The sequence below is a fragment of the Paenibacillus sp. FSL R7-0210 genome, assembly GCF_038009085.1.
In the GTDB taxonomy this organism is placed as follows: Bacteria; Bacillota; Bacilli; order Paenibacillales; family Paenibacillaceae; genus Paenibacillus_AQ; species Paenibacillus_AQ silagei.
On sequence record NZ_JBBPAR010000001.1, the window covers coordinates 3,085,704 to 3,107,956 of the forward strand.

The 22,253-nt window shown below is 55.8% G+C and carries 18 protein-coding genes; 2 read left to right on the forward strand and 16 right to left on the reverse strand.

The window, feature by feature from the left end; genetic code table 11:
• Positions 1-75: 75 nt before the first annotated feature.
• The 7 genes from priA to MKY64_RS13500 form a co-directional block, all read right to left on the reverse strand.
• On the reverse strand, positions 76-2,607 hold the full coding sequence (gene priA / locus MKY64_RS13470; RefSeq protein ID WP_036729405.1) for a primosomal protein N': 2,532 nt from the start codon (positions 2,605-2,607) through the stop codon (positions 76-78).
• Entirely contained in the window at positions 2,607-3,839 is a 1,233-nt protein-coding gene (gene coaBC / locus MKY64_RS13475) for a bifunctional phosphopantothenoylcysteine decarboxylase/phosphopantothenate--cysteine ligase CoaBC (protein WP_340953471.1), read from the reverse strand. The genes priA and coaBC overlap by 1 nt, the downstream gene beginning before the upstream one ends.
• A 271-nt stretch (positions 3,840-4,110) precedes the next feature.
• Positions 4,111-4,311 carry a DNA-directed RNA polymerase subunit omega gene (gene rpoZ, locus MKY64_RS13480; RefSeq protein WP_036694519.1) on the reverse strand — a complete coding sequence of 67 codons (201 nt, stop codon included), beginning with the start codon at positions 4,309-4,311 and terminating at the stop codon, positions 4,111-4,113.
• A gap of 55 nt (positions 4,312-4,366) precedes the next feature.
• The gene (gmk, locus tag MKY64_RS13485) at positions 4,367-4,936 is read right to left on the reverse strand and encodes a guanylate kinase (RefSeq protein ID WP_036694520.1); all 570 of its coding nucleotides are present in this window, start codon (positions 4,934-4,936) and stop codon (positions 4,367-4,369) included.
• An 18-nt stretch (positions 4,937-4,954) separates the two neighbouring features.
• Positions 4,955-5,215, reverse strand: a complete 261-nt coding sequence (remA, locus tag MKY64_RS13490) for an extracellular matrix/biofilm regulator RemA (protein WP_006209218.1) — start codon at positions 5,213-5,215, stop codon at positions 4,955-4,957.
• Positions 5,216-5,267: 52 nt separating this feature from the next.
• Entirely contained in the window at positions 5,268-6,158 is an 891-nt protein-coding gene (locus MKY64_RS13495; RefSeq protein WP_340953472.1) for a YicC/YloC family endoribonuclease, read from the reverse strand.
• Positions 6,159-6,196: 38 nt separating this feature from the next.
• Entirely contained in the window at positions 6,197-8,071 is a 1,875-nt protein-coding gene (locus tag MKY64_RS13500) for a bifunctional homocysteine S-methyltransferase/methylenetetrahydrofolate reductase (protein ID WP_036729413.1), read from the reverse strand.
• 166 nt (positions 8,072-8,237) lie between these two features.
• On the opposite strand from MKY64_RS13500, the gene MKY64_RS13505 reads away from it, so the two are divergent.
• On the forward strand, positions 8,238-8,495 hold the full coding sequence (locus tag MKY64_RS13505; RefSeq protein ID WP_339256031.1) for a hypothetical protein: 258 nt from the start codon (positions 8,238-8,240) through the stop codon (positions 8,493-8,495).
• Here MKY64_RS13505 and MKY64_RS13510 read toward each other — a convergent pair.
• From MKY64_RS13510 to MKY64_RS13530, 5 genes are all read right to left on the reverse strand, one after another.
• Positions 8,468-9,568 carry a GerAB/ArcD/ProY family transporter gene (locus tag MKY64_RS13510; RefSeq protein ID WP_339256029.1) on the reverse strand — a complete coding sequence of 367 codons (1,101 nt, stop codon included), beginning with the start codon at positions 9,566-9,568 and terminating at the stop codon, positions 8,468-8,470. The two genes, MKY64_RS13505 and MKY64_RS13510, sit on opposite strands and share 28 nt — an antisense overlap.
• 40 nt (positions 9,569-9,608) lie before the next feature.
• Positions 9,609-10,814: a Ger(x)C family spore germination protein gene (locus tag MKY64_RS13515; RefSeq protein WP_340953475.1), complete on the reverse strand. Its 1,206-nt coding sequence runs from the start codon at positions 10,812-10,814 to the stop codon at positions 9,609-9,611.
• Entirely contained in the window at positions 10,804-12,471 is a 1,668-nt protein-coding gene (locus MKY64_RS13520; RefSeq protein WP_340953477.1) for a spore germination protein, read from the reverse strand. The genes MKY64_RS13515 and MKY64_RS13520 overlap by 11 nt, the downstream gene beginning before the upstream one ends.
• A gap of 168 nt (positions 12,472-12,639) precedes the next feature.
• Complete coding sequence (gene dapF, locus MKY64_RS13525; protein WP_340953478.1) at positions 12,640-13,476, reverse strand: diaminopimelate epimerase; 837 nt, start codon at positions 13,474-13,476, stop codon at positions 12,640-12,642.
• A gap of 115 nt (positions 13,477-13,591) precedes the next feature.
• Entirely contained in the window at positions 13,592-16,402 is a 2,811-nt protein-coding gene (locus MKY64_RS13530; protein ID WP_340953480.1) for a calcium-translocating P-type ATPase, SERCA-type, read from the reverse strand.
• A gap of 191 nt (positions 16,403-16,593) precedes the next feature.
• Here MKY64_RS13530 and MKY64_RS13535 point away from each other — a divergent pair, with 191 nt between their 5' ends.
• Entirely contained in the window at positions 16,594-18,480 is a 1,887-nt protein-coding gene (locus tag MKY64_RS13535; protein ID WP_340953481.1) for an Rqc2 family fibronectin-binding protein, read from the forward strand.
• A gap of 257 nt (positions 18,481-18,737) precedes the next feature.
• Here MKY64_RS13535 and MKY64_RS13540 read toward each other — a convergent pair whose 3' ends face one another.
• The 4 genes from MKY64_RS13540 to MKY64_RS13555 form a co-directional block, all read right to left on the reverse strand.
• The gene (locus MKY64_RS13540; RefSeq protein WP_340953483.1) at positions 18,738-19,649 is read right to left on the reverse strand and encodes a PHP domain-containing protein; all 912 of its coding nucleotides are present in this window, start codon (positions 19,647-19,649) and stop codon (positions 18,738-18,740) included.
• A gap of 72 nt (positions 19,650-19,721) precedes the next feature.
• On the reverse strand, positions 19,722-20,621 hold the full coding sequence (locus tag MKY64_RS13545) for a selenium metabolism-associated LysR family transcriptional regulator (RefSeq protein WP_036729432.1): 900 nt from the start codon (positions 20,619-20,621) through the stop codon (positions 19,722-19,724).
• A gap of 85 nt (positions 20,622-20,706) precedes the next feature.
• Positions 20,707-21,144: a hypothetical protein gene (locus tag MKY64_RS13550; protein WP_340953485.1), complete on the reverse strand. Its 438-nt coding sequence runs from the start codon at positions 21,142-21,144 to the stop codon at positions 20,707-20,709.
• A 117-nt stretch (positions 21,145-21,261) separates the two neighbouring features.
• A complete protein-coding gene (locus MKY64_RS13555) occupies positions 21,262-22,230 on the reverse strand; it encodes a GGDEF domain-containing protein (RefSeq protein WP_340953486.1) in 969 nt (322 codons plus the stop codon).
• Positions 22,231-22,253: the final 23 nt, after the last annotated feature.

The following is a 22,253-nucleotide window of genomic DNA, read 5'->3' on the forward strand; positions in this document are numbered from 1 at the left end:
CGCTATACATTATCCTTCTATTTCTCGCCGAAACGGCAGGGCAAAACCGCCTTACCATTGTAACACGCCCGAGAATTACATCAACATCTGCGGATCGACATCGATGCTGATCTGCAGCCCCTTATCGCGGACAGAATCCTCCAGCTCCTCCGCCACCTGGCGGGCCAGCGCAATGGCGTCAATCGCACCGCGCCATTTGATAATACACTGGAACCGGTAACGCCCCTTCAACCGGGGCAGCGGCGAGGCCACCGGTCCCAGCAGATCCAGCGCATCCGAGGAGAGCTTGTCCAGACTTCCGTACCAGCGCAGCTGTCTGGCTTTGCCCTGAATGCTGAGCGCATAGTTCTCCGCAAGCTTCAGCAGCAGCGGAAGCTGCTCATGCGACAGGGTGACCAGAATCAGACGGCAATAGGGCGGGTAATGCAGCTCTTTGCGGTGCTTCAGCTCATCCCGGACGAATGAACGGTAATCATGCCCGCTGGCATGGATTATCGAATAATGCTCCGGTGTATACGACTGGACCACCACCTCGCCGGGGAGCTGATGCCGGCCCGCGCGGCCGGCAACCTGCGTCAAGAGCTGAAAGGTCTTCTCCGCCGCCCGGAAATCAGGCAGATTGAGTGCAGAATCCGCAGTAATGACCCCAACCAGCGTTACATCGGGGAAGTCAAGTCCTTTGGCGACCATCTGTGTGCCCAGCAGCACATCGGCCTTCTTGTCCCTGAACTGGTTCAGGAGCTTCTCATGCGAGCCTTTCTCCGTGGTCGTGTCCACATCCATACGTATAACCCGGATACCGGGGAACAGCTTGCCCAGCTCTTCTTCTACCCGTTGCGTCCCTGTCCCGAAGAAGCGGATATGCTCACTGCCGCATTCCGGGCATACCTTGGGTGCAGGTTCTGCATGCCCGCAGTAATGGCAGCGCAGATTGTCGCTTCGGCTGTGATAGGTCAGCGAGATATCGCATTCCGGGCAGCCGGCAACGTAGCCGCAGCTCCGGCACATGACGAAGGTCGAGAAGCCTCTGCGGTTGAGCAGCAGCACTGTCTGTTCGCCGCGCTCCAGCCTGCTCACCAGAGCGGCATGCAGACTGCGGCTGAACATGGAGCGGTTACCTTCCTTCAGCTCCTCACGCATGTCAACGACAGCCACCTTCGGCAGCTCGTTGCCCAGTGCGCGGCTCGGCATCTCCAGCAGAATCGGCGAGAAGTGGATATCACTCTGCGATCTGGCGGCATGATAGCTCTCCAGTGAAGGTGTTGCAGAGCCCAGAATTACCACGGCCCCGCCCTGCTCTGCCCTGCGGACAGCCACATCACGGGCATGATATTTCGGATTCTCCTCCTGCTTATAAGAGCCTTCATGCTCTTCATCCATGATAATCAGGCCCAGATTGGCGAACGGGGCGAATACGGCTGAGCGTGCTCCGACCGCAACCATCGCCTTACCTTCGCGGATCTTGCGCCACTCGTCATAACGTTCGCCGACAGACAGGCGGCTGTGCATCACCGCCACCCCGCTGCCGAACCGGCCCTTGAACCGTTCCACCATCTGCGGTGTCAGCGCAATCTCAGGCACCAGCACCACTGCCTGCCGACCCTGCTCGATACAGCGCTGGATCGTCTGGAGATAGATTTCCGTCTTCCCGCTGCCGGTCACCCCGTGCAGCAGGAAGACTTCATGCGTCTGCTGCTCCACAGTACCCACAATCCGCTCATAGACCCTCTCCTGCTCCGCTGTCAGCGGAAGCGGTGTGCTTGGCTTGAAGTCCCGTCCCCGGTAGGGGTCACGGTAGACTTCGATTTCGCTGATCTCTATATAGCCTTTGTCCGCAAGCGTCTTGAGCGTGCCCGCAGTGACCTGAAGGATCGCCAGAATATCCTTGAGCGGCATCGGCAGCATGGCTTCCATATCAATCAGGTAGGAGAGCACTTCCTTCTGGCGCGCTGAACGCGCGGGGAAGCTGGAGAGCGACTCCCGGGCTGCTGACAAGCCAATAGCCAGGTCAACGGCCTTGAGCTTCTTTTTGCCCATCTTATCCTTGATCGACTGGCTCTCTGCCAGGACTCCGCGCCGCACCATGAACTTAATCGTCTCCGCAGCCTCGGGGAAGGTACGGGTCAGCAGCTTCATGGATACTTCGCTGTGACGCCTAACGAAGTCAATGATCTGCTGTTCTTCGTTGTCCGCCTCAAGAAAGAGCGGAAACAGCTCATCTGCGGGGGCGCTGGAGGCTTCCTCTGTATCTCCAAGCGAGATCAAACGCTCCGCTTTGCCCTTCAGGGCAGTCGGAAGCATCGCCTGCAGTGCGGAGATCCGTCTGCAGGCGTATCTTTGGCTCATCCAGTCGGCCAGCTCAACCAGCTCCGGCGATAGAGGAGGAAGCAGATCCAGTACTTCTACAATCGGCTTCATCCGGGAGACACTGCCGGTCTCCCCTGATTCCAGGGACACTACGAACCCCTGGACCGTACGGGGGCCGAACGGAACAGCGACTCTGCTGCCCACTTCAATCCACAGCTTCAGAGCATCCGGGATAATATAGTCAAACGGCCGGTCGGTGCTGCGTACAGGAACATCGACAATGACCTTGGCAATATCCATTATAATAAGGCTCCGGCAACACGCTCAGCCGCCAGCCGCAGAATCCGGCGCGCCACCTCATCCTTGGAAGCCAGCGGAAGATCAAGCACCAGGCCTTCGGCATCATACACTTTGACGATGTTGGTATCCGTGCCGAATCCCGCACCCTCCATGGCCACATCATTGGCTACAATCAGATCGAGGTTCTTGCGGACCAGCTTGTCCTTGGCATAGACCTCGGCATTTCCGGTCTCGGCGGCAAAGCCGATCAGGAACTGCTTGTCTTTGATTCTGCCCAGGCTCTCCAGAATATCAGTCGTCTTCACCAGCTCAAGCGTCATGGTGCTGCCGCTCTTCTTAATCTTCGAGTCACTGCTCTCGCGTGGACGGTAATCCGCAACCGCCGCTGCTTTCACAAGAATATCGCAATGACTCCAGCGGGCCATGACTGCATCGTGCATCTCCTGTGCTGACTGGACGCGGATCAGATCGATACCGGCATCACGGGGCGGCGCCTCATCGGTACGCGCGGCAATCAGCGTCACCGCAGCACCCATGGCGCGCGCGGCGCGCGCGAGGGCGAAGCCCATTTTACCCGAGGAATCATTGGAGATATAACGGACGGGATCAATACGTTCTACCGTGCCTCCTGCGGTAATTACCACTTTTTTACCGGCAAGCGGTCCGGAGGTCTTCTCCTTCTGCAGTACAAAAAAGTTCTCAACCACCTTCACAATCTCCTCCGGCTCCTCCAGCCGTCCCTTGCCCACATACCCGCAGGCCAGCAGCCCTTCACCGGGCTCAATAAACTGAACACCTCGGTTATAGAGGGTATCCATATTGCTGAGGACCGCCGGATGCTGATACATATGGACATTCATCGCCGGAGCTACCATAATAGGCGCTGTTGTAGCAAGCAGCGTGGTGGACAGCATGTCGTCTGCCAGCCCGTGGGCCATTTTGGCGATAATGTTGGCCGTAGCCGGCGCAATCAGGACCAGGTCGGCAGCGTCAGCCAGATCAATATGTGAAATAGAAGACGGGTCCCGCTCCTGGAACGTATCGCTGTACACCCGCTGCTTCGACAATGACTGGAGCGTCAGCTCCGTAATGAACTGCTTGGCCGATGCTGTCATAATGACATGCACCTCGGCGCCCTTCTGGGTAAGCTTGCTGGTCAGCGCCGCGGCCTTATACGCAGCAATTCCGCCTGTAATTCCGAGTATAATCGACTTCCCTTGTAAGCTCTTCAATCTGATCTCCCTCCGTTCCTCAATCTGCACCCATTCTATATCCAGCTATGAAAAGAAGAAATGAAAATCTTCATATTTACGGCTTCGTTATGTCATATTTACGCTAAAAGAAGCCTGCGCTTCAAATTTTCTTTATATATAGAGAAAAAAATAACAACCTTCCGGTTGTCAGGAACAGCCCGGTACGGGCCATTATCACTTCATTGTGCAGCTTAAGCGGGCAGAAACGGCTGCGCCGCCCTTATTCAAGGGACGGCACCATTTCAGTGGACTATTCCTCGCCGCGCGTTACTATAATGCGGTCTTCATAGATTTCTTCAAGTGCAACACCGACATACTTATGCGATTTAGGCGCAACGATATCGGTCTTGCCGCCTTCACGGAGTGCTCTGGCCCGGCGGGCTGAAGCGACTACCAGGGAATACTTGCTGTCGACCTTAGTCACCAGTTCGTCAATGGATGGATATAGCATGTAAGGCACCTCTTCATCTTTTACTGTAAATATGGACCAATCCTGTAGAACTTGTTCATCGCACCTTACAATGTTCGGCGATAATAATGCTTTCTATTCGCTTGCAGGCCAGATCAATCTCATCATTCACCACGGCATAATCATAATGCCGGATCAAACCGATCTCGTCTTCAGCCACAGACATGCGGTGGCTGATTACATCAGGATGCTCTGTTCCGCGTCCGCGAATACGGTCCTTCAACTCGTCCATGGACGGGGGAAGAAGGAATACAAAGATCCCTTCGGGAAATTTCTCTTTGACCTTGAGAGCTCCCTGAACCTCGATCTCCAGAATAATATCTCTTCCGCTCTCAAGTGTTCTCTCTACAAAGTCACGCGGAGTACCGTAATAATTGCCTACGTACTCCGCATATTCCAGCAGCTTGTCGCCTTCAATCATATCGGCGAACTGCTCTCTGGATTTGAAAAAATAATTGACTCCATTCTCTTCACCTGCACGCGGAGAGCGTGTGGTGGCAGAAACGGAATAGACGAGTTCAGGCATCTTCGGCCGCAGCGCTGTGCATACCGTACCTTTGCCGACACCGGAAGGGCCGGACAGTATAATCAGCAATCCTTTTGACATAGTACACTCCAATTGTTGTTATTCGTCGTTATCGTCGTCTTTGCTGGATAGGCGGTGAGCTACCGTCTCAGGCTGTACAGCCGAGAGAATCACATGGTCGCTGTCAGTAATAATGACAGCCCGCGTCCGCCTCCCGTAGGTGGCATCGATCAGCATATGCCTGTCTCTGGCCTCCTGGATAATTCTCTTAATCGGTGCCGATTCCGGGCTGACAATGGAAATAATACGGTTGGCTGACACGATATTCCCAAAGCCGATGTTGATTAATTTGATTGCCATGTTCCGGTTGTTCCCCCCATAAGTAACATCATAGCTTGCTCCCTGGTTCCTGTCATTCCAGGTTCGCCGCCTGCTCCCGAATCTTCTCGAGCTCCGCCTTCATATCAAGCGTCAGATTCACAACCGCCAGATGACTGCACTTCGACCCTATTGTGTTGGTCTCCCTGTTCATCTCCTGGATGAGAAAATCAAGCTTGCGTCCGGCAGGCTCGCTGCCAAGCAGCAAGGCCCGGCACTGGCCGAAATGGCTGTGAAGCCGGGTCAGCTCCTCATCTATATTGCAGCGGTCGGCGAAAATAGCCATCTCCATGCCGAATTTATGCTCATCCCAGGGGAAGCTCCCGTCATTCAGCAGGTTAAGCCGTTGCCGCAGCTTCTCGCGCTGCTCCTCCACAACCAGAGGCGCATATCTGCTGATTCCGGCATGCAGCTCTTCCAGACGGTCAATTCTGTGCGTCAGATCGGCCGCCAAATAGGAGCCTTCCCGTCCGCGCATCTCCAGCAGGGCCTCCAGACCAAGCTGGAGACCCTGCTCCAGAAGATCTGCAAGTTCTCCGGAGGAGTCAGCAACAGCCGTCTCTTCCTTCGGTTCCATTACACCGGGCATAGCAAGGATATCCCGCAGGGACAACTCTCCCTTGAAGCCATACTCCCGGACCAGTACCTCCGCTGCATCAAGATAGGAGCTCACCCTGCGGCGGTCCAGCACATGCGTGTCAGCCGCCCCGTCGGTGAGTTCTCTATTAATAATAACATCTACCCGTCCCCGTCTGATATGAGCCTGAACCATTCTGCGCAGCCTATCCTCATACCCCGTCCATTCCCTGGGCAACCGCAGCACAACTTCGCAGTACCGGTTATTCACCGATTTGACCTCGAACGTTATCTTGTGTCCGCCGTATTCCAGGGCTGACTGACCGTATCCGGTCATACTATATGACAACGGAATCACATCCATTACACTATTGTAATTGATTATTACTAGCGAAACAAGGGGGATAACTTACGTCCCTGCTTCTCCCAAATATACTCCAGCAGCTGCACGCTCATATCATAGAACATAAACGGCGTAATCAGATAGATTCCGTTAAAATGTGCAATAGCCGCATCCAGCAGCTCCTTGGCGATCAGCACACCTTCGGCCCGTCCCGCTTCGCCTTCGAGTCCGGCCATCCGGCTGCGGACCTCGGCGGAGAGCTGAATGCCGGGAACCTCATTATGCAGATACTCTGCATTGCGTCCGCTGGCCAGCGGCATAATGCCGATGAAGATCGGAATATCAAGGTGCTCGGTAGCCTTGGCAATCCGGGCAATCAATTCAGGATCATACACGGGCTGAGTCATAATATAATCCGCACCCGAGGCAATCTTCTTCTCCAGGCGCTCGACCGCTTTGTCCAGATGCTTGACATTGGGATTGAACGCTGCGCCGATGACGAACTTCGCGTTCTGCTTGAGCGGCTTGCCGGAGAAGGCCACGCCGTCATTGAGCTGCTTAATCATACGTATAATTTCAAATGAAGTCAGGTCATAAATCGAGCTTGAGCCGGGCAGATCCCCGAACCGGGCAGGATCTCCGGTCACGGCCAGCACATGGTCAATCCCCAGCGCGTCGAAGCCCATCAGATGCGACTGGGTGCCAATCAGATTGCGGTCACGGCAGGCAATATGCACCAGCGGCCGCAGGCCTGTGCGGGCCTGCACCAGATGCCCCAGCGCCATATTGCTCATCCGGGTGACAGCAAGCGAATTATCGGCCAGCGTCAGCGCATCGGCTCCGGCCCGGCGCAGCGCCTCTGCCCCCTTCATGAACTTCGCGATGTCCAGATCGCGCGGAGGGTCAAGCTCTACGATAACGGTGTGGCGTTCCTTGACCAGATCGACAAGCGTCGGTTCACCGCCTCCCTGTCCCCCGTCATCCGCCAGATGCTCCTGCACCGCAATTCTCTCAGGCGCACTGAAGGCAGCGGGCTCAGGCAGCGGCTCCACCACATAGCCTTTCAGCGCAGCGGAGATCTCAGCGATATGCTTGGGGGTAGTCCCGCAGCAGCCCCCGATAATCCGGCTGCCCATATCCGCGAACACCGGAGCCATCTGTCCGAAATACTCCGGCGAGGCGCCATAGCGGTACTGGCCGTCTACATAATCGGCTACCCCCGCATTCGGATAGATCGACACCGGCAGCGCCAGCTTGCCCTGTAGCGTACCCAGCGCACGCTTGATCCCGTTCGGTCCGGTGTTGCAGTTGAAGCCGATCACATCGGCTCCGTCCTGCTGCAGAATATGGAACGCTTCCGGCAGGGTTAACCCGTCCAGCGTCCGCGCCGAATCGTCCACAGCCAGCTGACAGATCACCGGCAGCGTGCTGAGCTTGCGCACAGCCTTCAGCGCCAGATGAAGCTCCTCGACATCATAGAAGGTCTCCAGCATGATCCCGTCCGGCGCTTCCTCCAGAAGCGCGGCAATCTGCTGCGAGAAGAACTTCTTCAGCTCGGAGGAGGACAGATTCGCCCGTTTGCCGGCGCGGATCGAGCCGATCGCTCCGACTACATAACCGTTCTCGCCGGCAGCCCGGCGGGCAATGCGGACTCCTGCCCGGTTGATGTCCGCTACCTTGGCTTCCAGTCCGAACTTGGACAGCTTGTCGTAGTTCGCGGAATAGGTATTACTCTCCAGCAGTACAGCACCTGCATTGATGTAGCTCCGGTGCACATCCTCAATGACCTCCGGTGAGGTCAGATTCAATTCCTCGTAGGAGATGCCGACAGGGAAACCCTTTTGATACAAAAAGGTTCCCATCGCTCCGTCTCCGACCAACACGTTATTCTCCCATGCAGAGCGCAAATCCGGCTTCACCGCAAGAACCTCCCCTTGACTGACATTAGTTTCATACTAATGTAACATAAATCGGGATGGATGATAAGCTTTAGCAGGCAAAAGAGGCGACCGTCCGTTATTCTTGTATGCCAGTCCGGCAAATGATTCATACTACGCTTAATCTTGCCAGAAGGAGACTGTAAGAATGAAGAAAAAAATAAGAAAACTGCTGCTGCGCAAATATGCCGTAATCCTCCTGCTGTCGGCGCTCTCGCTGCTGTACCTGTACATGCTGGACTGGATGTTCGGCTACGGCACGGAGAATATCCGCTATATACTGAATTATCTGCTCTATACTACCTCGGAGAAGCTGACTGCGGCTGTGCTGGTGCTGCTCCTTATCATACCTGATGTCATCTATTGGGTTAGCGGCCGTCAGCCCGGCCGGGGGGCGGAGAAATGATCGCGGACCGCCGTTACTATTACCAGCAGCGCCGGAACGACTATCATTAAATAGGGATACACCTTGTACAGCAGGGTCCCGCCCTCATCCAGATGTTCAATGAAGCTTCGCGCATCCAGCATCGAGGTGAAGAGGATAATCAGCGCACAGGGATAGAGCATTTTCCGGTACGGTATCTTGAAGAGGTCCGAAATTCCGATAAGCGCGGCAGCGAAGAAGACAGCCATTTTGAAAAACACCCCGATGATCAGCACCATCACCACGAAAATATCCACCCGCTGGATGATATCCGAAATGGAGATCTTGCTGATTGTCGGCATCAGCGGGAGCGGCGAACGCTCTACAATATCAGCACCCAGAACCGAAACATTCAGCGCCATGGTGAAGCTGAGCAGCAGCGCGGAGAACACCATGGCGGCGGCGATAATCCAAGGCCCTTTTTTGACACTGGACAGGTACGGCATCAGCATCGTGAAGCACACCATCTCCCCGAACGGAAACATATAATTCTGATGAATCACCGAGCGAAGCACGGGCTGAAAGCCATTCTCCAGTACAGGCAGCAGTCTGTGCAGATTAATCGTACCGGAGAGTATCAGCATCACGGTCCCGAACAGGCCGATCCCCAGAACGACAAACGCAAATACCATGGACGTTCTGCTCAGCACCTCCAACCCCTTATGCAGCACATAAGCTCCCGAGAGCAGCATCAGGGTGCTTAAGATAAACAGCGGAGTATGATGCATGGTTGACATTGCGAGCATGGTGCTGCCATCGCGCAAATCCCTGGCGGCCAGGTTTATGTAGAGAATAATGTAGAGCAGGCCTACAGGTGCCCCGATATATTTTCCGAGAATTTGCCGTGTATAAGCTGTAAAAGGCTGGTCCGGATGCTTGCGGTACAGATAGGCGTATCCCGTGAACATCATCAGCCCCGCCGCGCAGCCGAGCAGGATCGAGAGCCAGGCATCCCGGCCTGCCCCCATTCCCAGATTAACCACCAGCGCCGTGCCCAGCTCGAACAGCACCGTCAGGCTGAAGAATTCGACGAGTCCGATTTTGACCTTACCCATATTCTGTGGTCCTCCCCACCCGGTTACCTTACCGGCAGACTTAATGAATCTGAAAAGAGTTGCTGCGCATATCCGTATGCCGGATGACTACATCCGCATCGAACCGGATTTCACAGTCTGCGAATACGTCCTCCCAGTGGTCCCTGACCTTCTTCCAGCCGCGCGGATCCTTCCGCTGCAATGCCCGTCCAAAGCCGAGATAATCACTGCCCAATTCTTTGGCTGTGCTTATGGCTGCTTGGATATGCTTGACGCTTTCTTTTATGAGCCGGTCTGACAGCTCTTCCAGCACTTTAGGCGAGGTAAGATCGAGCGGATTCGGAGCTTCCTTGAGCGCAGCCTGCTGCGTGATTTTGACCGTAAAGACAGGATGCTCCGGGTCAGACGACTCGACGGCAAGTGACACCTGGGACTGATAGATGTTGAAGGAGAGATAACGGCCCTCCTGCTGCTTGAGCAGAACCGGGAACTCTTTGATCCGATTATGCAAAAGAACGGTACCGAGAGCAGCGTCACCCGTAAGCCAGCCCTTCAGCTTGTCATCCTTGAATGCCGCAAGGGAGGAGACTCTTAGGATCGACCGGGGTTCGATATTCTTCAGGCTGTCATTGCTGCCCGATGAGGGAGTCCACTCTCCTCTGGTGTATACCCCGTTGATCACCGGACCGCCTCCTCTGATCTGAATGCCCCGGATCACATCATCCACGGCCATCCGGAAGTTATAGCCGAACTGCTTGGAGGTCGTCTCCAGCTTCTCCACCAGATCATTGGCCGGGATTTTGCTGAACACGGTCATTGTGGACATGATCTCACGCGCAGGCTGTCCCTTGGAGATGAAAATCAGGCTGTTCAGCCGTGTATCGCTCTCCCGCTCCAGCACATCGAGAAGGTCCTTGATGCCTTCGCGGGCGAACGCCTCCGAGATCACCAGCACCCGCACATGTCCCAGGGAGAGGAAGCGTGCCGTCTGGCGGGAAGCGTCTGCCAGCGCCTCGAACATCGTGCGGCCTGTTCCTGTGTACAGCGCAACCGGCGATATACCTCTGCTCTTCTCTCCGGAGATTTCCTCCGCCACAATCACTTGAAAGGACAGCTTGTACCGCTCAGCCTCAGTGTCTCCCTTGTCGATCGCTACCCCCGAGACAATCGCCCGCCGGTTGAGTTCAACACTGTCCCAGCAGCCGGTAAGCAACAGCATTGGAAGGACAAACAGTACACCTATGCCGCCGAAGATTCTATTCCTCACGGTTCTCCTCCTCAGTCCTGCTATTCTTGCGGATTAACGGGGGGAGCTGCTCTTCATGACCAGTCGTTAGCAGCATGTAGTCCGGCATTTCCTCGCGCATCTGTGCCGGCGGCTTGTCCGGCCCGGTCAGCCAGAGCGGCATTCTGAACAGTGTGTCCTTATGCCCTTTAATGGAGAGCGGCACGAAGGGGAAGAGATAAGGAACACCGAAGGATCTTAGGCTGCTCATATGTGCCACCAGCAGGATCAGGCCCAGAGTAATTCCATAGAAGCCGAATATACTGGCCATGATCAGAAAAGCAAACCGGATAATTCTCCCGGCAATCGCCATGTTGTAAGCCGGTAGGGCAAAGCTGGCAATCCCGGTCAACGCCACTACGATAACCATGATGGGTGTAATTATGCCGGCCTCTACCACCGCCGTACCCAGGATAAGCGCACCGACCACAGAGACCGTCTGCCCGATGGCGCGAGGCATGCGTACCCCGGCTTCGCGCAGGATTTCAAAGGCCAGCTCCATCAAGAGCAGCTCCACAAAGGCCGGGAAGGGTACATTCTCCCGCTGGGAGAGCAGATTAATCAGCAGCGTGGTCGGAATCATCTCATAATGATAGGTAGTCAGCGCAAGGTAGACCGAAGGCCCCAGAATCAGAACGAGGAAGCTCAAATAACGGACCAGCCGCATTAATATGCTAATGTCGAACCGCTGGGAATAATCCTCGGCAGACTGAAAAAACTGCGTAAACACCGCCGGAAGAATCAGCACAAACGGCGTGCCGTCCACAATAATAACCACCCGGCCTTCGAGCAGATTTCCTGCAGCCACATCCGGCCGTTCCGAGTTGTAGATCGTCGGAAACGGCGTAAAGGTCTTGTCCTGAATTAATTCCTCAATATTTCCGGATTCCAGAATCTCATTAATAACAATCTTGTTCAGCCGGTCTCTGGCTTCGCGGATCAGATCCTCCCCCGCAATCCCTTTCATGTACATCAGCGCCACATGGGTATGGGTCTCCGAACCGATCTTCAAGACCTCCAGGCGCAGCTTGGCGGATTTGATTCTGCGGCGGATCAGCGAGATGTTCGTGGCCACCGACTCGACGAACCCGTCCTTCGGCCCCCTGACCACGAGCTGGGAGGAAGGCTCACTGACCGCCCGCTGCTCCCCGCCCCTGGTTCCGCACAGAATCGCTGACCGGCAGCCCTCCAGCAGAATCGCTGTGTCCCCTGAGAGAATAGCGAGCATGATTTCCTTCCAATTCTCCTGGAGCTCCGCATCACCTGTCTCCATTGCACGGCTAAGTATCTGCTGCGGAAGTGAAGCTTCTTCCCCGCGGCTATCAGCACCGCCATCCGTTCTGTCAAGGAACAGCTCCTCCGTATGATTCAGCAGTGAACCGAGTACGAATTCATTCACTGCCGCAGGGTCCGCCAGTCCGCTTAGATGAACAGCGGCCGCTTCCAGCCGGCGTTCTCCCCCGATCTGGATTCTGCGGATCTGGAGATCTGGACTGCCGCCAAGCTCCGTCTGAATGTGAAGCAGACTTTGGGCGACCGTATCCGCGAGGCCCAAGGGAACGCTGCCCTGCGGCTGTCCCGGTCGCGGTGCAGGATCTGCTCCCGCATTCTGTGCTTTTCGGTTGGACCCTGACTTCATTTCCGCTCCTCCTCCCTGATTCTATGCAGAGTTCTATTATTCGCGGATATGCCTGCCATTATTCGGCTTTCATTTCATACTCCAGTTCCATACCGGCTCAGAATTACATAAAAAACCCCCTGCATCTGGCATGCAGGGGATTGCAAGTGTTTATATGGGAATCAAATATCAGATATCCACTGAACCGGTATATACCACCTGGGCAGGGCCGGTCATATAGACATGATTGTCTTCCTCGTTCCATTCGATGAACAAGTCACCGCCCTTCAGGCTGATGACCGCCGAGCGGTCCGTCACTCCGTTCAGCACGGAGGAGACCAGAGTCGCGCAAGCACCTGTTCCACAGGCCAGGGTGGGACCTGCACCACGCTCCCAGACGCGCATGTCCACGTGGCCACGGTTCACTACGGTGGCGAACTCCACGTTGACCTTACGCGGGAAGAGCGGGTGAACCTCAAGCTTCGGTCCCCAGGTAGCGAGATCGAACGATACTGCATCATCCACATAAATGACTGCATGCGGATTCCCCATGGAGACTGCGGTGAATCTGAACGCTGTGCCGTCTACTTCAACCGGCTGGTCCAGCACAGGCTCCGCGTCGATCGCTACAGGAATCTGCGGTCCGGACAGGACCGGCGCACCCATATCCACCGTTACGCTCTCCACGATCCCGTCCTTCACCTTCAGAGAGACCTTCTGTTCTCCGGCGCCAATCGTCTCAATGACAATCTGCTCCGATTCCACCAGACCATGCTCATATACATATTTGGATACACAGCGGATCGCATTGCCGCATTGCTCAGCCTCAGAGCCATCGGAGTTCATGATACGCATCATGTAATCGCCGCGCTGCGAAGGGAGAATGTACACCAGTCCGTCTGCGCCGATGCCGAAGAACCGGTTGCACAGCTTAACTGCCAGCTCCGGGGCATTGCCCGGCAGCTCATCCTCGCCGAATACGATAATAAAATCATTGCCCAAACCGTGCATTTTAGTAAATTCCATTGTCAGGTCCACTCCTATAAGTAAGATCAGCTGTTTCCACATTCCTGGTTCATCATAAACCAAGCTTCTCAGTGAAACCAGCATACCTTATAGGAGTGGAGTGAGGCTATTGATTTTATGCTGAAAACTTTGTACTTTTTATCATCTGGCGTCCACCGCTGCGGCTGCGGTTCTTCTTGCCGCCCCAGACGCTGCCCGCTCCCATCAGGAAGGTCGGGATTCCGGACATCACCAACACCAGGCACCATTCACGGAAGCTGAGCGGAACGGTCTTGAACACCGGCTGAAGCACAGGGAGGTACATTACAGCCAGCATTAAGATCACAGAGGACAGGACCGCCAGAACCAAATATCTGTTCTGGAACGGATTCCGGTAGAAGACCGAGCGCGAGCTGCGGCAATCGAACACATGAATGAGCTGAGCCATCACAAGGGTGGCAAAAGCAACCGACTGCGCGCGGATCAATTGCTGCGCGCTGCTTGGATCAATCCGCAGCGTCAGCCAGAAGGCGGCCAGGGTACAGAGTCCGATCAGCAGCCCGCGGCTGACAATCTTCCAGCCCAGCCGCCGGGCAAAGATGTTTTCTTTTGCACCGCGTGGCTTGTGCTCCATCAGATCCTTCTCCGGCTGGTCTACGCCCAGCGCCATTGCAGGTAAGCCGTCTGTAACCAGATTGACCCATAGAATCTGGATCGGAACCAGCGGCAGCGGCAGCCCGAGCATCATGGCGAAGAACATGGTCAGAATCTCGCCGACATTCGAGGCCAGCAGATACCGGATGAACTTGCGGATATTCTCATAGATATTCCGTCCCTCTTCAATGGCGGCCACGATGGTTGAGAAGTTATCGTCCCCGAGGACCAGGGCCGAAGCCTCCTTCGTCACATCCGTACCGGTGATTCCCATTGAGATCCCGATATCGGCGGCCTTAATTGCAGGCGCATCGTTTACTCCATCGCCAGTCATCGCTACGACATGGCCGTGGCGCTGCAGCGACTTGACGATCCGCAGCTTATGCTCCGGAGATACCCGGGCGTAGACGAAGACATTGTCCGATACCTTATCGAGCGCATCATCGTCCATCCGGGTAAGCTCGCTACCAGTCAGAACCCTGCCGCCGCGCTGCAGAATGCCGAGTTGATGGGCAATCGCCTCTGCGGTCGTCCCATGGTCGCCGGTAATCATGACCGTCTTGATGCCTGCCCGGCGGGTCACGCTGATCGCATCGCGCACTTCCTTGCGCGGCGGATCGATCATCCCGGCCAGACCCACGAAGACAAGCTGGCTCTCCGCTTCCTTCTCGCTGCCGGCCGTTTCTCCGCTCCGCAGATCGCGGTAAGCCATCCCCAGCACACGCAGTGCGCCGGAAGCCATCTGTTCATTGGCATCCAGCACCTTCTGGCGCAAGGTCGGCGTGCAGGGCACGACTCCGCCCTCCCACAGCATATACGTGCAGCAATTCAGGAGCACATCGGGTGCGCCTTTGGTGCAGATCATCCGGCCGCCGGGGTGATTCACAACCACCGACATCAGCTTGCGTTCAGAATCGAACGGAAACTCCGTCTCCCGGGTATAGGTTACGGCAAGCGTTTGGGCAGTTAGTCCCATTTTGGCAGACAAAGCGACCAGCGCACCTTCCGTAGGATCGCCCTTCAGTTCCCAGACCGGCTGGGCGTTAGCCCCTTTATCGGCCTCTGCACCTTTGCCTTTCTTTTTGCTGCGCGTGTCGGGGAAGCTCTCATAAATCTCTGCGTTGCTGCATAATGCACCCACCTGAAGCATGCGCCGGAGACTCTGGTCATTCTTCAGATCAACGGGCCGGCCTTTCTGGAGCACACTGCCTACCGGAGCATAACCTTCCCCTGATACCTCAAGGGTCCGTCCGGCGTTCCAGAGCTGGGTGACTGTCATTTTGTTCTGCGTCAGGGTTCCTGTCTTATCCGAGCAGATGACGGAGGCGCAGCCCAGCGTCTCTACCGAGGGCAGCTTGCGGACAATCGCCTTGCGCTTGATCATCCGCTGGACACCCAGCGCAAGCGCAATCGTCACAATGGCCGGAAGTCCTTCGGGAATAGCTGCCACCGCCAGACTCACCCCGGCCAGGAACATCGCCGTTGCCGGCTGACCATGCATAATTCCTGCCAGAACCACAACAATGGTCAGCCCCAGTGAGACATAGATCAGAATCTTGCCGAGCTGCTCCAGCCGGTGCTGCAGTGGGGTCTCCTGGGATTCGGTGTTCTGGATCAGATCGGCAATCTTGCCCATCTCGGTAGCCATACCGGTGCGGATGACCACAGCCCGGCCGGTTCCCCGGGTCACCATCGTCCCCATGAAGCCGATATTCTTCTGATCGCCCAGCGGGATGTCTTCAGCATAGATCGCCGAGGCATGCTTGGAGACCGGCAGCGACTCCCCCGTCAGCGCCGACTCTTCGGCATAGATGCTGCTGCAATGCAGCCAGCGGACATCTGCCGGTATCCGGTCCCCGCTCTCCAGCAGGACGATATCTCCGGGGACCAGCATTCTGGCGGGAAGCACCTCCTGCTTCCCGCCGCGCATCACTTTGGCCGTAGGCGCGGAGAGCTGCTTCAATGCTCTTAACGAACGCTCGGCGCGGAACTCCTGCACGAATCCGAGTACCCCGTTAAGCAGAATAATCGCGATAATCGTAATGGCATCTAAGTATTCGCCGAGCAGGCCGGATACCAGAGTCGCCCCCATCAGCACCAGTACCATGAAATCCTTGAACTGATTGAGCAGCAGCGTAAAAGGTGATACCCTTTTGCCCTCAGACAGCTCATTGTACCCGCTCTCTTTGCGTCTTGCGGCGGCGTCCTCGGCGCTTAGCCCCGTTCCCGGCTGAACGCCGAACATCTCCTGCAGCTCCTCTGCACCGAGCCGGTGCCAGCTTTTTTGTTCCATAACTAATCTTTCCCCTCCCGGTCGTTTCTTGACTTCCGGCGGCGCACAGCTTTTCCACCTGTTCATGTCCAAGTGTATTCATGGTCGTCCCAAAATATCACCGCATCTAGGTTTCTCCTTTTGCGCGAACCGGTAAAAGTATGGCATCATAGAGGGAGTACTTTATTATCAGGCGACAGGAGAACCTTATCATGGCATTAGACGGCATTGTTACCCAAGCGATCGTGCATGAGCTTCAGCCCTTCATCGGTGCACGCGTCGGCAAAATATATCAACCCAGCACACATGACCTCATCTTCACCCTGCGCGGTGCGGGCGGCGGCGGCAAGCTGCTGCTGTCGGCGAACCCGACCTACCCCCGGCTGCACCTGACCGAGAGAAGCAGCATCAACCCGGCGGAAGCGCCGATGTTCTGCATGCTGATGCGCAAGCATTGTGAAGGCGGCACCATCGAGAGCATTACCCAGGTGGGGCTTGAACGAATTATTCATATCACCATCAGAACACGGGATGAGCTGGGGGATGTCTCCGCCAAAAAAATCATCATCGAGCTGATGGGACGCCACAGCAACATCATTCTGACCGAGCTGGCCACGGGGACGATTATCGACGGCATTCATCATGTCACCCCGTCAATCAGCAGCTACCGGGTCGTTATGCCGGGAGCGGCTTATACCCAGCCGCCGCAGCAGCATAAGCTGAATCCGCTGCAGATCAGCCAGCCGGACTTCCTTACCCTGATAGCCTCGGCAGAGGAAGCGGCCCGCTACGCCGCCGAGCATCCTCAGGAGCCGGAGGAGGATATGATCGAGGGCGAGATCGCCGGACTGCTGGCCTCACTTGAGGCACCGCAGGCTGACGGCTCAGGCGGCCCGGCCCCTTCAGCAGAGCCGGCCGGCTGGCTGGTCCACGCCTTCAGCGGCCTGAGTCCGCTGATCGCCGGAGAGATCCTCCACCGTTACAAGGAGATGGGCGGAGAAGCTGAGGATTTCAGCAGCGGGATGGATAAGCCCGATCAGCTCTGGGAAGCCTTCCATTCCGTCATGGAGCCGGTCAGCAAGTTGGAATTCGCTCCAGTCACCGGTTGGAATGCCAAGGGCAAGCCGGTATTCTCGGCCATTCCGCTGAAGCTCATGAGCGGGAATGTGAAGCATTACAGCTCCATAAGCTTGTGCCTGGAGGATTATTACGGGGACAAGGCGGAGAAGGACACGGTTAAGCAGCGGGTTAGCGACCTGATCCGCTTCCTCAGCAACGAGCGCAGCAAGAACATCAAGAAGCTGGCCAACCTGCAAAAGGATCTGAACGAAGCCGAGGATGCAGACCAGTTCCGGATCTGGGGCGAGCTGCTGTTCGCTTCCCTGCACACCGTGAACAAAGGCGACAAGGAAGCAAAGCTAGTAAACTACTATGATGAGAATCAGGCGGAGATTACCGTTCCGCTCGACCCGCTGCTAAGCCCTACAGACAATGCACAGCGGTATTTCAAAAAATATAACAAGTACAAGAACAGCCTGCGGGTGATCGGCGAGCAGGTCAAGAAGACACACGAAGAGATTGCCTATATGGAACTGCTGCTCCAGCAATTAGCCCATGCCTCACTGAATGACATTGAGGAGATCCGCGAGGAGCTGGTTAGCCAAGGCTATCTCCGCGACCGCAGCAAAAAAGGCAAGAAGAAAAAGAAGGCTGCCAGACCTACGCTGCAGGTATTCACTTCCTCTGAAGGGGTTGACATCTATGTCGGCAAAAACAATCTGCAAAACGAGTATGTCACCAACCGCCTCGCTGCTCCGAACGATACCTGGCTGCATACCAAGGATATTCCCGGCTCGCATGTGGTGATCCGCAGTGAGGAATTCGGCGATGCCACCCTGGAGGAAGCTGCTCAGCTCGCTGCCTACTACAGCCAGGCCAAGCAATCCAGCAGTGTGCCGGTGGACTGTACGCTCATCCGTTACGTGCGCAAGCCGAGCGGAGCCAAGCCGGGCTTCGTCATCTACGATCATCAGCGGACACTCTTCGTCACGCCCGATGAAGAGCGGATCAAGCAATTGCCGAATGTGCTGCGGAGTTAAGCGGAAAACCGAATACATTGGGCTGGTGCGAAGGTGAACGGCACATTGTATGCGGAAAACCGAACACAATAGTAGGTGGTTTCCTCTTACTGATCATGCGCTTTACTAACAGTAAGGATTGCTCCTACCAAAAAACCTCCGTCCTGTAGCGCCTGCGCTAAGGGTCGGAGGTTTTTAGTGTCTTGTGTTTTGTGTTTTGTGTCTTGTGTCTGGCGTTTTGTGTTTTTGTATCCTGCGCTCTTTGCTGTGTCCTACAGTCAGCCTCTGGCAGCCTTAAGCTGCTCCAGCACAGCGGCAGGCACACTCACACTGCCGAGATCCCCGTGGAAAACAACGCCCTGCCGCGCACCATGAAAATCCGAGCCGCCGGTTACACTCAGGCCGAATTCCGCAGCCAGTGCAAGGTAGCGCTCATGCTCTGCCGGGCCATGATCGGAATGATACACCTCGATGCCGTCCAAATCACATTTCTCCACGATTCTGCGCACCAGTGCGTCATCCCCGTAGATTCCCGGATGGGCCAACACCGCTGCACCTCCTGCTTCACGAATCCACTGGCAGGCCGTCTCCGGGGTAATGCGCGGAGGCGAGACATAGGCCGCCGCACCTTCGCCCAGATACTTGTCGAAGGCATCCCGCATATCTCCGGCTGCACCCAGCCGCACCAGCTCATCCGCGATGTGCGGGCGGCCGATGCTCTCATCAGGCTTCAGCTCCCGGCCAAGCCCTGACACTACCTGCTCCAGGGTGATCGCAATGCCCAGCCCGCGCAGCTTCTCCAGAATTGCTTCATTACGCCCGAGCCGGATACCCCGCTGCTCCTCCAGGCGGGACAACAGCAGTTCCTGTTCTATGTCGATATAGTAACCGAGGACATGGATCTCCTTGCCGCTCTGCCGTGTGCTGATCTCTACTCCGGGAACTACAGTAATCCCGTACCGCTTGCCTGCTTCCAGTGCTTCCGCTACTCCGCTGACCGTATCATGATCGGTAATGGCTAGCGCTGCCAATCCAGCCTCGTAACCAAGCCGCACATTCTCTGCTGGCGGCTGCATGCCGTCCGAGGCCTGGGTATGGGTGTGCAGGTCGCATCTGCCGGCTGTATCAGCAAGACCCGCTGTAGCTAACTCCGCCTCTGAATGCCCGCTATGACTTGTAGGGTCTGTCATGGAATTCCTCCGTTCTTTCAAGTAAGTTTACATGCTTTCATGCAGCTACACACATCTAGCTATGCATATCCGTTACTGTCCACCGGCATGCTGGCGCAGGAAGCTCAGGAAGGTTACCGCCGAGATCGGCAGTAAGGTCGATTTCAGATGAATAGCGTAGAATTGCCGTTTGAAGGAGGCATCCGTCAGATTGACAATCTTCAGCAGGCCGAGCGCTACTTCATGCTTGACCGAGGAGGTCGAGATAATTGTAATCCCCAGCCCTGCCTCTACCGCCGACTTCACCGCCCCGGTACTGCCCAGCTCCATCACAATCTGCATCGCTGCAGGGTCAAGCCCGTTAGCCTCAAGCTGCTCCTCCATCACCCGCCGTGTGCCCGAGCCGCGTTCGCGCAGCACGAATGGATAGGCGAGCGCCTGAGCCAGCGTCACTTCCGCCTGACCGGCCAGTGGATGCTCATGGGGCACGATCAGCTTCAGCTCATCGCCCATTACCGGCTCAATCACCATGTCCGGGTGGGAGACCGGCGCTTCAATCAGCCCGAAATTCAGCTGATGCTTATGAATCTCATCCATAATCTGTGAAGTGTTCATCACCTTCATCATAATCGAGATATTCGGATATTCCTTGCCGAAAGGCCCCAGCAGGCGGGGAAGCACATATTCACCGATGGTCAGGCTGGCTCCGAGCATCAGGCGGCCCTCCAGCATGTGGGTGAAGGCCGACATCGCCTGATCCGTCTCGCGCATCAGCTGCATGCTGCGCACTGCGAACGGCATCAGCGTCAGGCCGGCCTCGGTGAGTATGATTTTTTTGGTGGAACGGTCGAACAGCTTGGTTCCGAAATAATCCTCAAGCGCCTGAATCTGCATCGTCACCGCAGGCTGGGTCATATGCAGAGTCTGCGCCGCCGCCGAGAAGCTGCCCCGTTCGGACACGGTATAGAAAATATGAAGCTGATGAAAATTCATACGTTACTGACTCCTTCGCTAATTTCAGTCTTCAAGCAAAAAGGCACGCAGCCCTAAGCCGCATGCCTCCCTCGTTTCAAGTATCCTACTTGCGCCTGCGGCGTTTCTTGGACAGCTTCATGCGCCGGGAATGTCGCAGCCAGGAATAGTATCGCTTGAGATCCCGGAGCTGCGGAGTCACCGATATTTTGCCCAGAAAAGACACGATTACCATGACATACAGCGGCTCTCCGGAGAGGGCCGTGACGCCCTCAAGCTGCCTGAAATCAGCCACGATCACCGTATCATTATCGATCAGATAGGCATTATAATCACTGTTCGAGTAAGGCCTCAGCCGGTTCTGCTTCAGGGCCTGCCAGATCCAGGCGGTCACCTCCACATTTCCGCTGTCCTCAGCAGCTACCCGGTCCGCATATCGGCTCTTGGCATGCCGGGTCAGCACGATGTCGGCAATCCCGTAGTTATTCAGCATGATATGGAAGGGTTCGTGCACCCCCCACCAGTCCATCCCCTTGCCCTGCATAGTCATCACACTCCACGTAAAAAGGGTCTTGGCATGCTCTTATTGTTGTCAATCTTACCGCATTGACGGCCGTTGTTCAAGCATACCGCCATCCCGGGAGAGTTACATGGCGAAACCTCAGCTGCCCGTCCGGTGCATACTGATATCGCTGTCATCGACATAGCTGCTGCCTCTGATCATTTTGCAGCTTTTTTTGAAGCGGGCCGCCTCTACAGACAGCTCCTCAATGGAAGCAAACCGGCGGCTGCGGTTCGTAACCACGGCAATCGAGATCGAGACCAGCGGGATCTCCTCCAGTTGTCCCGAACGGCTCTCGGTCAGCACGTATTTCTGGGCCAGATGTCCGGCATGATAGAAATCCTTAACTGCCGTATCGAACGCCGCGATGATGCTTCTGCAGCATTCCTCGTAGTGATAATCGCTGATAAAAATAATAAAATCATCCCCGCCGATATGCCCCAGGAATCCGTTCATCCGCAGCGCCTCACGCTTCAGCAGCTCCGCAGTGGCCTGAATCATACGGTCGCCTTCCTTGAAACCGTAGGTGTCGTTGTACGCCTTGAAATGGTCAAGATCGATGTAGAGCACACTGAATTCATCCTGCAGCAGCGACTTCACCATCCACTCGGTAATGCTGATATTCCCCGGGAGCCCTGTTAACGGATTCAGGAAGCTGGCGGCCACCGCCTGAATCTCCGCGAAGTTAAGCAGCAGATCCCGTACGCTAACCGCTCCGAACAGGGCCTTCTCATGAGTCACGATCACATAGTCGTACAGATTCTCATCCTGCCTCGACATCGCCTGCCTGCTTACCTCAATAATCGGCGTGTTATAGTCCACCACCAGCGGATTTTTGTCCATCACCAGTTCTACAGTTCTGCCCATATAGAGCGTATACCCATACAGCGTACCTATTTTCTGATAAAAGCTGATCCTCATAATCAATCCGGCGGTGCGCCCGTTTTCCGTGACGGCTACGCCTTGGAGCTGGGGATTGCTTTTGAAAATCTGGTCCACAAACCCGCATTTGTGATGAATCGAAATGTCCGGGATTTGTTCAGCGATTTCACCGATCTGCAGAAACATGCTTACACCCTCCCTTGACTGGA